General features: G+C 45.3%; 12 protein-coding genes and 2 tRNA genes. 13 read left to right on the forward strand and 1 reads right to left on the reverse strand.

The genetic code is table 11. The features are described 5' to 3' along the window. The first annotated feature begins 27 nt into the window (after nucleotides 1–27). From PAN94_RS05650 to nt5e, 4 genes are all read left to right on the forward strand, one after another. Complete coding sequence (locus tag PAN94_RS05650; protein ID WP_285875068.1) at nucleotides 28–681, forward strand: uracil-DNA glycosylase; 654 nt, start codon at nucleotides 28–30, stop codon at nucleotides 679–681. Nucleotides 682–689: 8 nt separating this feature from the next. Beyond that, complete coding sequence (locus PAN94_RS05655; protein ID WP_002904550.1) at nucleotides 690–1,154, forward strand: NUDIX hydrolase; 465 nt, start codon at nucleotides 690–692, stop codon at nucleotides 1,152–1,154. A gap of 12 nt (nucleotides 1,155–1,166) precedes the next feature. Continuing rightward, nucleotides 1,167–2,435, forward strand: a complete 1,269-nt coding sequence (locus tag PAN94_RS05660; protein WP_285875069.1) for a dihydroorotase — start codon at nucleotides 1,167–1,169, stop codon at nucleotides 2,433–2,435. A 291-nt stretch (nucleotides 2,436–2,726) separates the two neighbouring features. Then, nucleotides 2,727–4,967, forward strand: a complete 2,241-nt coding sequence (nt5e, locus tag PAN94_RS05665) for a cell surface ecto-5'-nucleotidase Nt5e (RefSeq protein WP_285875070.1) — start codon at nucleotides 2,727–2,729, stop codon at nucleotides 4,965–4,967. 170 nt (nucleotides 4,968–5,137) lie between these two features. On the opposite strand, the gene plsY is transcribed toward nt5e, so the two are convergent. Then, the gene (gene plsY / locus PAN94_RS05670; RefSeq protein ID WP_285875071.1) at nucleotides 5,138–5,782 is read right to left on the reverse strand and encodes a glycerol-3-phosphate 1-O-acyltransferase PlsY; all 645 of its coding nucleotides are present in this window, start codon (nucleotides 5,780–5,782) and stop codon (nucleotides 5,138–5,140) included. Nucleotides 5,783–6,004: 222 nt separating this feature from the next. Between plsY and parE the strand changes: the two genes are divergently transcribed. The 9 genes from parE to rpsA all read left to right on the forward strand — a co-directional run bounded on the left by parE (nucleotide 6,005) and on the right by rpsA (nucleotide 15,162). Continuing rightward, entirely contained in the window at nucleotides 6,005–7,948 is a 1,944-nt protein-coding gene (gene parE, locus PAN94_RS05675; RefSeq protein WP_285875073.1) for a DNA topoisomerase IV subunit B, read from the forward strand. A 104-nt stretch (nucleotides 7,949–8,052) separates the two neighbouring features. Further along, on the forward strand, nucleotides 8,053–8,886 hold the full coding sequence (locus PAN94_RS05680; RefSeq protein ID WP_285875074.1) for an aminoglycoside 6-adenylyltransferase: 834 nt from the start codon (nucleotides 8,053–8,055) through the stop codon (nucleotides 8,884–8,886). Continuing rightward, complete coding sequence (locus PAN94_RS05685) at nucleotides 8,867–9,601, forward strand: CPBP family intramembrane glutamic endopeptidase (RefSeq protein ID WP_285875075.1); 735 nt, start codon at nucleotides 8,867–8,869, stop codon at nucleotides 9,599–9,601. The genes PAN94_RS05680 and PAN94_RS05685 overlap by 20 nt, the downstream gene beginning before the upstream one ends. Before the next feature lie 52 nt (nucleotides 9,602–9,653). After that, nucleotides 9,654–12,104, forward strand: coding sequence for a DNA topoisomerase IV subunit A (gene parC, locus PAN94_RS05690; RefSeq protein WP_285875076.1), 2,451 nt, complete (start codon nucleotides 9,654–9,656; stop codon nucleotides 12,102–12,104). A gap of 62 nt (nucleotides 12,105–12,166) precedes the next feature. Further along, nucleotides 12,167–13,270, forward strand: a complete 1,104-nt coding sequence (locus tag PAN94_RS05695; protein WP_125388100.1) for a branched-chain amino acid aminotransferase — start codon at nucleotides 12,167–12,169, stop codon at nucleotides 13,268–13,270. A gap of 93 nt (nucleotides 13,271–13,363) precedes the next feature. Beyond that, nucleotides 13,364–13,594: a DUF2969 domain-containing protein gene (locus tag PAN94_RS05700; RefSeq protein ID WP_125388101.1), complete on the forward strand. Its 231-nt coding sequence runs from the start codon at nucleotides 13,364–13,366 to the stop codon at nucleotides 13,592–13,594. Nucleotides 13,595–13,644: 50 nt separating this feature from the next. Continuing rightward, nucleotides 13,645–13,725: transfer RNA gene (locus tag PAN94_RS05705), tRNA-Tyr, on the forward strand. A 9-nt stretch (nucleotides 13,726–13,734) separates the two neighbouring features. Beyond that, nucleotides 13,735–13,806: transfer RNA gene (locus PAN94_RS05710), tRNA-Gln, on the forward strand. Between the two features lie 162 nt (nucleotides 13,807–13,968). Further along, nucleotides 13,969–15,162 (forward strand): 30S ribosomal protein S1, encoded by a 1,194-nt coding sequence (gene rpsA / locus PAN94_RS05715; RefSeq protein ID WP_148876301.1) that lies wholly within the window; start codon nucleotides 13,969–13,971, stop codon nucleotides 15,160–15,162. Nucleotides 15,163–15,292 lie beyond the last annotated feature (130 nt).

The raw sequence follows: 15,292 nt of genomic DNA on the forward strand, positions 1-15,292 counted from the left end.
AATTGTAGGAAATGAGAGGAGACAGATATGCAGCATTCAGCTTGGCATGCTTTGATTAAGGAGCAGCTGCCAGAAGGTTATTTTGCAAAAATCAATCATTTTTTAGACGAAGTGTATGCTTCGGGAACCATTTACCCACCTCGGGACAAGGTATTTAATGCGATTCAGACGACAGATTTAGCGGATGTTAAGGTGGTTATTTTAGGGCAGGATCCCTACCACGGACCAAGACAGGCACAGGGCTTGAGTTTTTCGGTCCCTGATGACATTCCAGCTCCGCCTTCTTTGCAGAATATTCTCAAAGAACTGGCGGATGATATCGGCGTGAAAGAGTCGCACGATTTGACGTCTTGGGCTGAGCAAGGTGTTCTCTTGCTCAATGCCGGTCTGACAGTGCCTGCTGGCCAGGCCAATGCGCATGCTGGCTTAATCTGGGAGCCTTTTACAGATGCGATTATCAAGGTTGTTAATGAGAAGACTGATCCAGTTGTCTTTATTCTCTGGGGTTCTTACGCCCGCAAGAAAAAAGCCTTGATAAGCAATCCTCAACATCTGATAATCGAGTCGGCTCACCCAAGTCCGCTGTCTGCCTACCGTGGCTTCTTTGGCAGCAAACCCTTTTCACGAACCAATGATTTCTTAGTGGCTAAGAGCTTGGAACCTATCGATTGGTTAGCATAGGAGGTAGTATGGTTCAGTTAGCAACAATTTGTTATATCGATAATGGGCGGGAATTTCTCATGCTGCACCGCAACAAAAAGCCCAACGATGTCCATGCTGGGAAGTGGATTGGTGTCGGTGGTAAGCTAGAGCGAGGAGAAACCCCGCAGGAATGCGCGGCACGAGAGATTCTAGAGGAAACAGGTCTAAAGGCCAAGCCTGTCTTAAAAGGTGTTATTACTTTTCCAGAATTCACTCCTGACTTGGACTGGTACACTTATGTTTTCAAGGTGACGGAGTTTGAGGGGGAACTGATTGATTGCAATGAAGGGACGCTTGAATGGGTGCCTTACGATCAGGTTCTTTCAAAGCCGACTTGGGAAGGAGATCATACCTTTGTTGAGTGGCTACTGGAGGATAAGCCCTTCTTTTCAGCCAAATTTGTTTATGATGGTGATAAACTGCTCGACACGCAGGTCGATTTTTACGAATAAAGGAGATAGAAAATGCTACTAATCAAGAATGGCCGTGTAATGGATCCTATGTCTGGTCTGGATCAAGTGTGCGATGTGCTGGTGGAGGGCAAGAAAATTGTCAAAATTGGCCAAAATCTGAAAGCGACTGATGCCCAAGTCCTAGATGCTAGTGGTTTGGTCGTTGCCCCCGGTCTGGTTGACATTCACGTTCACTTCCGGGAGCCGGGCCAGACTCATAAAGAAGACATTCACACGGGAGCCTTGGCAGCGGCAGCGGGCGGCTTTACAACGGTTGTTATGATGGCCAATACCAATCCGACCATCTCTACGGTTGAAACTCTGAAAGAAGTACTGGAGTCGGCTAGTCATGAAAATATCCATATCAAGTCGGTTGCGACCATTACTGAGAATTTCGATGGTCAGCATTTGACAGACTTCAAAGATCTCTTGGCAGCTGGTGCAGTAGGTTTCTCAGATGACGGAATTCCGCTGACTAACGCTGGGATTGTCCGCCAAGCCCTGATAGAAGCACGTAAAAACGATACTTTTATCAGCTTGCATGAGGAAGATCCTAATCTCAACGGCATCCTTGGTTTCAATGAACATATTGCCAAAGAGCATTTTCATATCTGTGGCGCGACAGGTGTGGCAGAATACAGCATGATTGCCCGCGATGTCATGATTGCTTATGATGCGAAGGCTCATGTCCATATCCAGCATTTGTCCAAGGCAGAAAGTGTCAAGGTTGTCGAGTTTGCCCAAAAACTAGGCGCTCAAGTCACCGCTGAAGCAGCACCTCAGCACTTCTCTAAGACAGAAGCATTGCTATTGACCAAGGGCAGTAATGCTAAGATGAATCCGCCTCTGCGCTTAGAATCGGACCGTCTGGCCGTTATCGAAGGGCTCAAGTCTGGTGTTATTTCTGTCATTGCAACGGACCATGCTCCACATCACGCTGATGAGAAAAATGTTGAAGACATCACTAAAGCACCTTCTGGTATGACTGGTCTTGAGACTTCGCTTTCTCTAGGTCTGACCTACTTGGTTGAGGCTGGTCATCTGAGCTTGATGGAACTTTTGGAGAAAATGACAGTCAATCCAGCTCAGTTGTATGGTTTTGATGCTGGCTTTCTAGCCGAAGAAGGCCCTGCAGATTTGACAATATTTGACCCAGCAGCAGATAGACTTGTGACTGATCATTTTGCCTCCAAAGCAGCCAATTCACCTTTCGTTGGTGAAAAGCTTAAAGGCCAAGTGAAGTTTACAATCTGCGATGGAGAAATCGTCTTCCAAGACTAGTAGGTATTCATATAAAGTCAGAGAGTGGGACAGAAATCGGTAATTCGTTAGAATTCGATTTCGTCGTCCCACCTCCGCACAGTTGAGTAGGGCTGTAAATGCTTATGAAATCAGCGTAGTAGAGCCCACTCAACCACTGCGTCTTGCTCGACAATCCAAAGACAATTGAGAGACTAGGACTTTTGTCCCAGCCTCTTTTTTATCAGAAAAAAGATTAGCCTGAAATAGCATTTCCTTTTTACAAAAAAAACAGTATAATAGTAGAAAAAACATAGACTGGAGCTTTTATTTATGAAAAAGAAGCATCTTATTTTACCTGTTTTGTCTACGGTTCTGTTGGCACCTGCCTTTTTGGACCATCAAGTTGCTGCGGATGAGGTTCAGCCAGCAACTGCTGTGGCAAATGTGAACGAACCAGCTCAAAAACCGGTTGAAACGGATTTGGCGCAAGCAGGTGGAGTTTCTGCCGATGAAGCTAGTGTTAATGCGGCCATCGCAGCTAATGCTCAAGATGTATCAGGAGCGTCCGACGCAAGCTTGCCTGAAGCTACCATTCTTCATACAAACGATGTGCACGGTCGTATCGTCGAAGAGAAAGGTGTTATCGGAGATGCCAAACTTGCAACAGTTATCAAGGAAGAACGTGCGAAAAATCCTCAAACGCTGGTCGTAGATGCAGGAGATGCTTTCCAAGGTCTGCCAATTTCTAATAGCTCTAAAGGGGAAGAACGTGCGAAGATCCTCAATGAAATCGGCTATGATGCTATGGCGGTCGGAAACCATGAATTTGACTTCGGTTTGGATGAAGCCAAAAAATACAAAGAAATTCTCAATTTTCCACTTCTCAGCGCTAATACCTATGCCAACAATGCCCGTGTGTTCCAAGCATCAACCATTGTGGACAAGGATAAAAATGTAGAAGGTGATGAATTTGTCGTGATCGGGGTGACCACTCCTGAGACAGCTACCAAAACGCACCCAAAAAATATTCAAGGTGTGACTTTTGCGGATCCAATCACAGAGGTTAATCGGGTGATCGACGAAGTTGAAGCGCGTGCAGCAGCTGAAGGTAAGACTTACAAAAACTATGTCGTTCTGGCTCACTTGGGTGTGGATACTACGACACCAGTTGAATGGCGCGGTTCTACCTTGGCTGAAGCCCTTTCTAAAAATGCTAAGCTGAAGGGCAAGCGCGTTACAGTGATTGACGGCCATTCTCACACAGTAGAGTCTACTACTTACGGTGAAAATGTGACCTATAACCAGACTGGTAGCTATTTGCACAATATCGGTAAAGTTACTTTCAAGGCCAACCAACTTCTGGGCAATCCTCAGCAAATCCCAGCTGCAACAGCTAAAAAAGCTAGTCCAGACCCAGTTGTAGCAGAAATGGTCAAGAAGATCAAGGAAAAATACGATGCAGAAAATGCCAAGGTAATCGTTGCCAAGAGTCCTGTGGAGCTTAACGGGGATCGTGAAAATGTCCGCGTTCGAGAAACTAATCTGGGGAATGTGGTAGCCGATGCCCTCTACAAATATGGCCAAACAGGCTTTGCCAACAAAACAGACTTGGCTGTGACCAATGGTGGTGGCCTACGGGAAACCATTGCCAAAGACAAGCCAATCACAAAGGGAAGTGTCATCGCTGTATTGCCTTTTGGAAATACCATTTCTCAAATCAAGGTAACAGGTCAGAATATCGCAGATATGTTTGCCAAATCCTTGGGCTCCATTCTGCAAGAAAAAGATGGAAAACCTGTCTTGGATGAAAACGGCCAACCATTGCTAGAGCCAAGCGGCGGTTTCTTGCAAGTCTCTGGTGCCAAAGTTTACTATGACACAACTCTGCCAGCAGAGAAACGAATCCTTCGCATTGAAATCAAAAATAAAGAAACAGGTGCTTATGAAGCCCTTGACTTGGCTAAGACCTATTACCTGACAACCAATGACTTCCTAGCAGCAGGTGGTGATGGTTATACCATGCTGGGTGGTGCGCGTGAGGAAGGGCCATCTATGGACGTGGCCTTTGCAGAATATCTGGAAAGTGCGGATTTGACAGCTTATGCAGCAATCAATCCAAATTCTCGCACGATTTCTATGTCTGCTAGCAAGGATACAGATGGAGATGGTTACACAGATATCGAGGAAATCCAGCAGGGCACTGATCCAAAAGATGCCGCTTCTAAGCCTGAACAAACCAATCCGACTAACCCAGCAAATCCTACCAACCCAACTAATTCAACAGTTCCAACAAGACCAAGCAGTCCAGTAGTTCCTAGCCAACCTAATCATCCAGTTGTGTCTGAGACAAAACCACAAGAAGGACCTTCTGTTGAGAAGCCAAATATAGCTCAGCCAGCAGCAAATAAGGCAACTTATCAAGCTCCAGCACAGGTTCGTCCGACAGAACTAGCAAGCAAACAAGGAACTCTTCCGAAAACAGGAAGCAAGAATCCTTTCCTTCTTTCTATGTTTGGCTTGGTATTCGGAATGCTGGGTGCAGCAGGCCTGAAAAAAACTCAAAAAGATTAAAAAAATGAGGCTGGGACAAAAGTCCTAGCCTCTCAATTGTTTTTTTGGATTGTCGAGCAAGACGCAGTGTATACTACGCTGATTTCATCAGCATTTACAGCCCTACTCAACTGTGCGGAGGTGAGACGACGAAATCGAATTCTAACGAATTACCGATTTCTGTCCCACCCTCATTTTTTTGGATTTTGCTTGGTCAGGTTGATGCCCCAAGGGATTAGGTTTTCGGTTTTATTTCGAATCCGCTGGATATTGTCCCGATGACGAAGGATGATAATAGCCGCTAAGAGAATAATAATCAGGGTAAAGAGGAAATCATAGCTTGGTAGAATAAAGCCTAAAGCAGGAAAAATCAAGACAGACAGGATAGCCACGCTTGCAGAAACCACGCTGGCGAGGGAAATCATACTTCCCAGATAGAGAGTCGTCACAAAGACCAATATCAGATAGATAAAGAAAGTAGGTGAGAAGCCCAGAACAACTCCAGCACTGGTTGCCACGGCTTTTCCACCCTTAAAGCCAGCAAAGATTGGAAAGGTATGGCCAATCACGGCCAAGAGACCAAAAATCAGTGGTGAAATCCCATCAATATGTAGGAAAAGTGGCAGCAACGTTGCCAGTGTACCTTTGAAAAAGTCAATGGCAAAGGTGGCAGTGCCGGCCGTCTTTCCCAGAATACGGAAAGTATTGGTCGTGCCAGTATTGCCACTGCCGTATTCGCGCAGGTTCTTTTTAAAGAAAATCTGTCCAATCCACAAACCTGTCGGAATGGAGCCCAATAAATATGCTAGTAATAATCCAAGTATCGTGTTCATCATGATTTTATTATACCATGATTTGGAACGTGGACAAAGGACTATGATAAGAATATTTTAAGTGAATTGTCTAGTCTGACGCCTGCAGCTAGGCTGCCTTTCTCTAAAATCACTTGAAATCCAGATTCTATCAGCCTTTAAAGGGTATTTTGTAGAAAAAAGCTTTGCAAAATTTACCAAAAACTTGTAAGATAATAAGGATGACTATCATGCAGGAGGTTCCTTGTGGCAAAAAAGGAAATCAATATTAACAATTATAATGACGATGCCATTCAGGTATTAGAAGGGTTGGATGCGGTCCGCAAACGTCCAGGGATGTATATCGGATCGACCGATGGAGCCGGACTTCATCATCTGGTCTGGGAGATTGTAGACAATGCAGTCGATGAAGCCTTGTCAGGCTTCGGTGACCGAATCGAGGTCACCATCAATAAAGACGGCAGTCTGACTGTCGCAGACCACGGACGCGGGATGCCGGTCGGCATGCACGCTATGGGCATTCCCACGGTTGAGGTCATCTTCACCGTTCTCCACGCCGGCGGTAAGTTCGGTCAAGGGGGCTATAAGACCTCGGGCGGTCTCCACGGGGTTGGTTCTTCGGTTGTTAATGCCCTATCTAGCTGGTTAGAAGTAGAAATTACCCGTGATGGTACAGTCTACAAGCAGCGTTTTGAAAATGGCGGAAAACCTGTCACTACGCTCAAGAAAATCGGCACTGCACCTAAGTCCAAGTCTGGGACCAAAGTGACCTTTATGCCGGATGATACGATTTTTTCAACGACGGACTTCAAGTACAACACTATTGCGGAGCGGCTTAAGGAATCAGCCTTCTTACTCAAGAATGTCCGCCTGTCGCTGACCGATGCGCGGACTGGCGAAGAAGTAGAGTTCCACTATGAGAACGGCGTTGAAGACTTTGTCAGCTACCTCAATGAAGACAAGGAAACCCTGACTCCTGTCCTCTATTTCGAGGGCGAGGAGAGCGGCTTCCAAGTTCAGGTGGCCCTCCAGTACAATGACGGCTACTCTGACAATATCCTGTCTTTTGTCAATAACGTCCGCACCAAGGACGGTGGTACCCATGAGACGGGGCTCAAGACCGCTATTACCAAGGCCATGAACGACTATGCCAGAAAGACAGGTCTGCTCAAGGAAAAGGACAAGAATCTGGAAGGCTCAGACTATCGCGAGGGTCTGGCTGCTGTTCTTTCTATCCTAGTTCCAGAGGAGCACCTGCAGTTTGAAGGCCAGACCAAGGACAAGCTGGGCAGCCCTTTGGCTCGTCCTGCCGTGGACTCCATCGTCTCTGACAAGCTGACCTTCTTCCTCTTGGAAAATGGTGAGCTGGCTTCTAACCTCATCCGTAAGGCTATCAAGGCCAGAGATGCTAGGGAAGCGGCCCGCAAGGCGCGTGATGAAAGTCGGAATGGCAAGAAGAATAAGAAAGACAAGGGCTTGCTCTCTGGTAAGCTGACTCCAGCCCAGTCCAAGAACCCAGCCAAGAACGAACTCTATCTGGTCGAGGGAGACTCTGCCGGTGGCTCAGCCAAGCAGGGCCGTGACCGTAAGTTCCAAGCCATCCTGCCCCTGCGCGGTAAGGTTATCAATACTGCTAAAGCTAAGATGGCGGACATTCTCAAGAACGAAGAAATCAACACCATGATCTACACAATTGGAGCGGGTGTTGGGTCAGACTTTACCCTTGAGGATGCCAACTATGACAAGATCATCATCATGACCGATGCGGACACCGACGGTGCCCATATCCAGACCTTGCTGCTGACCTTTTTCTATCGCTATATGCGCCCGCTGGTCGAGGCTGGCCGTGTCTATATCGCCCTGCCCCCTCTCTACAAGATGTCCAAGGGCAAGGGCAAGAGCGAAGTTGTCGAGTATGCCTGGACCGATGGCGAGCTGGATGACCTGCGCCGCAAGTTTGGCAAGGGGGCCATGCTTCAGCGCTACAAAGGGCTCGGTGAAATGAACGCCGACCAGCTCTGGGAGACGACCATGAATCCCGATACCCGCACCCTCATACGTGTCACCATCGAAGACCTGGCCCGAGCCGAACGCCGTGTCAATGTCCTCATGGGCGACAAGGTCGAACCACGCCGCAAGTGGATTGAGGATAACGTCAAGTTTACGTTGGAAGAAACAACGGCGTTTTAGTAATACTTTATCCCTATATACTATTTTCTGAATTCATTAGCATTTAATTACTAATGTTTCATAACTTATATAATTTAAGTGTTTTCGTGAAAGGTGTGATTCCCATGAGAACTGAACCCGAGATGTTTGATGTGATTTTGCAAATTGCAAAAGCGCTACAGGTTGACGCTGTTGCTATGTCCGGCTCGCGGACAAACCCAAATGCTCCCAAGGACGAGTTCCAAGACTATGATGTGGTCTACATTGTAGAGGATTTGGATGGTCTGGTGGCTGACCTTGCTTGGTTAGACCAGTTTGGCAAGCGCATGATTGAGCAGCATAACTTACTTGACCATCGTCGCCTCTATCTTATGCTCTTTGAAGATGGCAATCGGATTGATTTGACCCTCTGCCCCAAGGAGAACATCAAAGAGTGGGTGGATAGTGAAGCGGATTTTACAGTGCTGGATGACCCGCAGGGGCTTTTTGCCCCTTATGCACCGACGACTAAGCGCTATTGGACGGCACCAGCCAGTGCGACTGACTTTGACAAATCCTGCAATGAATTTTGGTGGGTATCAGCCTATGTGGTCAAGGGCATTTGTCGAAATCACCTTGTCTATGCGACGGATCATCTCTATGGCATCTGCCAGCAAGAATTGCTCAAGCTGTTAGCTTGGCAAGTGGCAGCAGATAAGGGGACGGTCGATGTTGGCAAGAACTACAAGTACCTCTTTCAGTATTTGCCTGCCGAGAAAGAAAAGGAATTTACAAGCCTGCTTGACTTTTCTGACCAGAAAAGTCTCACCAAGTCTCTCTTAGCTACCATGGACTTTTTCCACAAAGAAGCACAAGCCTTCTCTCGCAAAACTGGCTTCCACTATGACAAAGCAACCGCAGAGACGATGATGGAGTATGCTGAGGAGAGACTCGAAACAAATGAAACATTTACAAAATAATAAGATAACAAAATTTTTATTGATTAGTTTTCTCATTTCTTGGGGATTTGGTTGGGGATTGCTCGCTTTTCTGACGCAAATGAGCCTCTTAAGTCTAACAAGTCCACTGGGAGTTTTTCTCCATCTATTAGGAGGTTTCGGTCCAACCATTGCATCCATTTCTTGTTTGCCTCAAAAATCAATTAAAAGCATAGTCTCTTTTATCTTAGGGGACTCAAAGAAATATATTTTATTATTTCTTTTACTAATTTTCGTGCAGACGGGTGTTATTGCTTTCTCGTCTAAGGAGATTAATCCAGCTTTTCCGCTAGGAAATTTGTTTGTTGTTTTTTTGAGTGCAGTCTGTTTTTATGGTGGAGAAGAAGAATTGGGATGGCGAGGCACCTTGCAACCAACTTTGGAAACTAGATTTTCCTTTTGGATTTCCAGTTTGATGACAGGTTGTATTTGGGCAATATGGCATGTACCTTTATGGTTTGTGATTGGAAGTTCCCAAAGTAGGATGCCTTTTATATTATTCAGTCTATTTGCAATTTATCTCAGTATTCTTCTAGCAGCTGTTTTCAAAAAGACTAAGTCGATCCTTTATTGTGCCATTTTTCACGGCCTAATTAATACCCTACTTAGCTTATTTGTTATTAAAATTAATCTTTTATTCATTCTAGGATTAGTAGGATTGCTCTTCTTTTCTCACTACCTACAAAGAAACAGTTAAATTTATAAAATATAGATTTACTTTGCAACTAAACATTAAAAAGAGAATTATTATGTCCAATATTCAAAACATGTCCCTTGAGGACATCATGGGAGAGCGCTTTGGTCGCTACTCCAAATACATTATTCAAGAGCGGGCCTTGCCAGACATTCGAGATGGCTTAAAGCCTGTTCAGCGCCGTATTCTTTATTCGATGAACAAGGACGGCAATACCTTTGACAAGGGCTACCGCAAGTCTGCCAAGTCAGTCGGGAACATCATGGGGAATTTCCATCCCCATGGTGACAGCTCCATCTACGATGCCATGGTTCGTATGTCTCAGGATTGGAAAAACCGTGAGATTCTCGTTGAGATGCACGGTAACAACGGTTCCATGGACGGTGATCCACCAGCGGCTATGCGTTATACTGAGGCGCGGCTGTCTGAGATGGCTGGCTATCTTTTGCAGGATATCGAGAAAGATACCGTTCCTTTTGCTTGGAACTTTGACGATACCGAGAAGGAGCCGACCGTTCTGCCGGCGGCCTTTCCTAACCTTTTGGTCAATGGAGCAACTGGGATTTCCGCTGGTTATGCGACTGATATTCCACCTCATAATCTAGCGGAAGTCATTGATGCGGTTATCTATATGATTGACCATCCGTCTGCCAAGGTGGACAAACTCATGGAGTTTCTGCCTGGTCCAGACTTTCCGACAGGAGCTATTGTCCAAGGCCGTGATGAAATAAAGAAAGCCTACGAGACTGGTAAAGGTCGCGTCGTGGTGCGCTCCAGAACTGAGATTGAAAAGCTGAAGGGCGGAAAAGAGCAAATCGTCATTACCGAGATTCCTTACGAGATTAATAAAGCGGTCTTGGTCAAGAAGATCGACGATGTGCGGGTCAATAATAAGGTGGCTGGCATTGCAGAAGTGCGGGACGAATCTGACCGTGATGGTCTGCGTATTGCCATCGAGCTCAAGAAAGATGCCAATACTGAACTGATTCTCAACTATCTTTTCAAGTACACTGATTTGCAAGTCAATTACAATTTCAACATGGTGGCGATCGACAATTTCACGCCGCGTTTAGTGGGGATTGTACCAATCTTGACTAGTTATATTGCTCACCGCAAGGAGATTATTCTGGCTCGCAGCCGTTTTGACAAGGCCAAGGCTGAGAAACGGCTTCATATCGTGGAAGGACTGATTCGGGTTATTTCCATCTTGGACGAGGTGATTGCCCTGATTCGTGCTTCAGAAAACAAAGCAGACGCTAAGGAAAATCTGAAAGTCAGCTATGATTTCACCGAGGAGCAAGCTGAGGCTATCGTCACTCTCCAACTCTACCGTTTGACAAATACAGACGTAGTGGTTCTGGAAGAGGAAGAAGCAGAGCTCCGCGAGAAGATTGCCATGTTGGCAGCCATTATTGGCGATGAGCGCACTATGTATAATCTCATGAAGCGGGAGCTCCGCGATGTCAAGAAGAAGTTTGGCAATCCCCGTCTCAGCGAGCTGCAGGATACAGCAAACGCCATCGAGATTGATACAGCTAGTCTCATCGTGGAGGAAGAGACCTATGTCAGCGTGACACGTGCTGGCTATATCAAGCGGACCAGTCCGCGTTCTTTCTCGGCTTCAACCCTAGAGGAGATGGGCAAGCGTGACGATGACCGACTGATTTTTGTTAGCCCGGCCAAGACGACTCAGCATTTATTGATTTTCACCAGTCTGGGAAATGTTATTTACCGGCCTGTTCATGAGCTGTCAGATATCCGCTGGAAAGAAATCGGAGAACACCTCAGCCAGACCATCAGCAACTTTGATACCAAAGAAGAGGTTATCTACGCAGAGCTGCTGGACAGCTTTGAGGAGGGGACCTACTTTGCAGCGACCAAGCTGGGCCAAATCAAGCGTGTAGAGCGCAAGGAATTCAGTCCTTGGCGGACCTATAAGTCCAAGTCCCTTAAGTTTGCTAAACTAAAAAATGAAGACGACCAGGTCATTGCTCTGGCGCCGATTAAGCTGGATGATGTTATGCTCGTGACCAAGAATGGCTATGCTCTTCGCTTCAATATTGAGGAAGTTCCTGTGATCGGAGCTAAGGCAGCTGGGGTTAAAGCTATCAACCTCAAGAAGGACGATGTCTTAGCAGCAGCCTTTATTGCCAATACTGACTCGCTTTACATCCTGACTCAGCGCGGTTCGCTCAAGCGTATGGCAGTCGCAGACATTCCTGTTACTAGTCGAGCAAATCGCGGTCTTCAAGTTCTGAGAGAGCTTAAGACCAAGCCACATCGAGTCTTTGCGGCTGGACCAGTCTATGACGAAGCAGCAGACTTTGACCTCTTTACAACAGAAGCTGAAGCCAGTGAGGAGCAGATTTTGCAGGTGCTTTCTAATAAAGGAACGGCCTATGAAATCAATCTGGCCGACCTCAGCCTGTCTGAGCGCACCAGCAACGGTAGCTTCATTTCTGATTCTATTTCAGACGAAGAAGTCTTCTCAGCTTATATCAAGTAATCAACAAGCCAGTTCACACGAACTGGTTTTTTAAAAAATAAATTTTCAGAAAATTGAAAATAATGATTGAATTTTTCAGAAAAAGGTGTACAATAGGGAGTATCTATAAATTGAAAGATAAGGAAAAGAGGAAAAAGACTATGACAGTAAATCTTGATTGGGAAAATCTTGGCTTTTCATATATGAAATTGCCTTATCGCTATATCGCTTATTATCGAAATGGTCAGTGGGAAGAAGGCAAGCTGACAGAAGATGCGACCCTGCATATTTCGGAGTCTTCACCAAGTCTTCACTATGGCCAGCAGGCTTTCGAAGGTCTAAAGGCTTATCGTACCAAGGATGGCAGTGTCCAGCTTTTCCGTCCAGATGAGAATGCTAAGCGCCTGCAACGCACATGTGATCGTCTCTTGATGCCACAAGTTTCAACTGAAATGTTTGTGGAAGCGTGTAAGGCTGTTGTCCGCGCAAACGAAGACTATGTACCGCCATATGGAACAGGGGGAACTCTCTACCTTCGTCCCCTTTTGATTGGTATCGGAGATATCATCGGTGTAAAACCAGCAGAGGAGTACATTTTTACGATTTTTGCTATGCCAGTTGGAAACTACTTCAAGGGTGGCTTGGTTCCAACCAACTTCTTGATCCAAGATGAATATGACCGTGCAGCTCCACATGGTACGGGTGCTGCTAAGGTGGGTGGTAACTACGCAGCTAGTCTCCTACCAGGTAAGATGGCTAAGTCTCGCAACTTCTCTGATGTTATCTACCTAGATCCGTCAACTCATACCAAAATTGAAGAAGTCGGATCAGCCAACTTCTTTGGAATTACAGCAAACAATGAATTTGTGACTCCGCTTAGCCCGTCCATTCTGCCGTCCATTACCAAATATTCTTTACTTTACTTGGCAGAACACCGCTTGGGCATGACTCCGGTTGAAGGTGATGTTCCGATTGATAACTTAGATCGCTTTGTCGAAGCAGGAGCTTGTGGTACGGCAGCAGTTATCTCACCAATTGGAGGAATCCAGCACGGTGATGATTTCCATGTGTTCTATAGCGAGACAGAAGTCGGTCCAGTGACTCGCAGACTCTACGATGAGCTGACTGGTATCCAATTTGGTGATGTGGAAGCCCCAGAAGGTTGGATTGTAAAAGTAGACGAATAACTTTAAGAGCCCTTTGAGGCTCTTTTTATTGAGGAAATCACTTGCCAGCTTTGCTATTTTTGTGTAAAATAGAAACTTGAAAGAGGTAGAAGAATGAGTAAAAAAGATAAAAAAATTGAGATTCAGATTGCGGATAGTAAGGTGACACTTGGTGCGGATCAATTTGATGGCTACACACTTTCTATTGGGAAAAAAGTCATTGGCGAGATTGCCGAGTTTGACGGTCAGTTTGCTATTATCAAGAATGGAAATGTTGAAAGTTTATATAAAAAGCTTGAAAAAGCGGTGGAAACTTTGATTGAAACCTACAATTTAGGAAAATAAGGGCTTGCGCTTTTATTAGATTAATGATATAATTGATATCGTTGATTGTCGGAGAGATAGCGAAGAGGCTAAACGCGGCGGACTGTAAATCCGCTCCTTCGGGTTCGGGGGTTCGAATCCCTCTCTCTCCATTTCATCATTGGGGTATAGCCAAGCGGTAAGGCAAGGGACTTTGACTCCCTCATGCGTTGGTTCGAATCCAGCTACCCCAGTTCTTAGGTAATATATCAGATAAAGGATAAAATATCGTCGGATATTTTATTTCTTTATAGGGTGGAAAACGGTAAAGATAAATCAATGTCGTTTGCGGGTGCTTAGGAAAATAATTATAAGTATGTCAAGTAGTATACTTGATTGTTGGAGGATTTTTTTAGATGAATGAATTTGAAGATTTGCTAAACAGTGTTAGCCAAGTCGAGCCAGGTGATGTCGTTACTGCTGAAGTATTGACAGTGGATGCTAACCAAGCTAATGTTGCCATTGCTGGTACTGGTGTTGAAGGGGTTTTGACTCTGCGTGAGTTGACAAATGATCGTGATGCTGACATCAATGACTTTGTAAAACCAGGTGACACACTTGAATTGCTTGTTCTTCGTCAAGTAGTAGGTAAAGATACAGATACAGTTACTTACCTAGTATCTAAAAAACGTTTAGAAGCTCGCAAAGCATGGGACAAATTGGTTGGTCGTGAAGAAGAAGTTGTTACTGTTAAGGGCACTCGTGCTGTTAAAGGTGGACTTTCTGTTGAGTTTGAAGGACTTCGTGGATTTATTCCAGCTTCAATGCTCGATACTCGTTTCGTTCGCAACACTGAACGTTTTGTAGGTCAAGAATTTGATGCTAAGATCAAAGAAGTAGATCCAAAAGAAAACCGCTTCATCCTTTCACGTCGTGAAGTTGTTGAAGCAGAGGCTGCAGCAGCGCGTGCAGAAGTATTTGGTAAATTGAATGTTGGTGATGTTGTAACTGGTAAAGTTGCTCGTATCACAAGCTTCGGTGCTTTCATTGACCTTGGTGGTGTTGATGGTTTGGTTCACTTGACTGAACTTTCTCACGAGCGTAACGTTTCACCAAAATCTGTTGTTTCAGTTGGTGACGAAATCGAAGTGAAGGTTCTTGATTTGAACGAAGAAGAAGGCCGCGTGTCTCTTTCACTTAAAGCTACAACCCCTGGACCATGGGATGGTGTTGAACAAAAACTTGCTGCTGGCGATGTAGTTGAAGGTACAGTAAAACGTTTGACTGACTTCGGTGCTTTCGTTGAAGTATTGCCAGGTATCGACGGACTTGTTCACATCTCACAAATTTCACACAAACGTGTTGAAAATCCAAAAGATGCTCTTAAAGTTGGTCAAGAAGTAACTGTTAAAGTTCTTGAAGTGAATGCTGCTGCTGAGCGTGTATCACTTTCTATCAAGGCTCTTGAAGAGCGTCCAGCTCAAGAAGAAGGCCAAAAAGAAGAAAAACGTCAATCTCGTCCACGTCGTCAAGAAAAACGTGACTTCGAGCTTCCAGAAACTCAAACTGGTTTCTCAATGGCTGATCTTTTCGGTGATATCGAATTGTAATTTACTTAAGAAGAGGCTGAGTTTCTCAGCTTCTTTTTTCGTCTTTTCAAGTGGGAGTTTGCATTCGAGTTATTTATTGCGATACTTGCTCTTTATGTATATTCAGTTTTATTTAAGCGAAAGATGCTAG

Source organism: Streptococcus sp. SC1, from assembly GCF_030272855.1.
GTDB lineage: Bacteria > Bacillota > Bacilli > Lactobacillales > Streptococcaceae > Streptococcus.

Coding starts and splice junctions, on each gene's coding strand:
- PAN94_RS05650 (WP_285875068.1), top strand. CDS start 28: ATGCAGCATTCAGCTTGGCATGCTTTGATTAAGGAGCAGCTGCCAGAA.
- PAN94_RS05655 (WP_002904550.1), top strand. CDS start 690: ATGGTTCAGTTAGCAACAATTTGTTATATCGATAATGGGCGGGAATTT.
- PAN94_RS05660 (WP_285875069.1), top strand. CDS start 1,167: ATGCTACTAATCAAGAATGGCCGTGTAATGGATCCTATGTCTGGTCTG.
- nt5e (WP_285875070.1), top strand. CDS start 2,727: ATGAAAAAGAAGCATCTTATTTTACCTGTTTTGTCTACGGTTCTGTTG.
- plsY (WP_285875071.1), bottom strand. CDS start 5,782: ATGATGAACACGATACTTGGATTATTACTAGCATATTTATTGGGCTCC.
- PAN94_RS05680 (WP_285875074.1), top strand. CDS start 8,053: ATGAGAACTGAACCCGAGATGTTTGATGTGATTTTGCAAATTGCAAAA.
- PAN94_RS05685 (WP_285875075.1), top strand. CDS start 8,867: ATGAAACATTTACAAAATAATAAGATAACAAAATTTTTATTGATTAGT.
- parC (WP_285875076.1), top strand. CDS start 9,654: ATGTCCAATATTCAAAACATGTCCCTTGAGGACATCATGGGAGAGCGC.
- PAN94_RS05695 (WP_125388100.1), top strand. CDS start 12,167: ATGATTGAATTTTTCAGAAAAAGGTGTACAATAGGGAGTATCTATAAA.
- PAN94_RS05700 (WP_125388101.1), top strand. CDS start 13,364: ATGAGTAAAAAAGATAAAAAAATTGAGATTCAGATTGCGGATAGTAAG.
- rpsA (WP_148876301.1), top strand. CDS start 13,969: ATGAATGAATTTGAAGATTTGCTAAACAGTGTTAGCCAAGTCGAGCCA.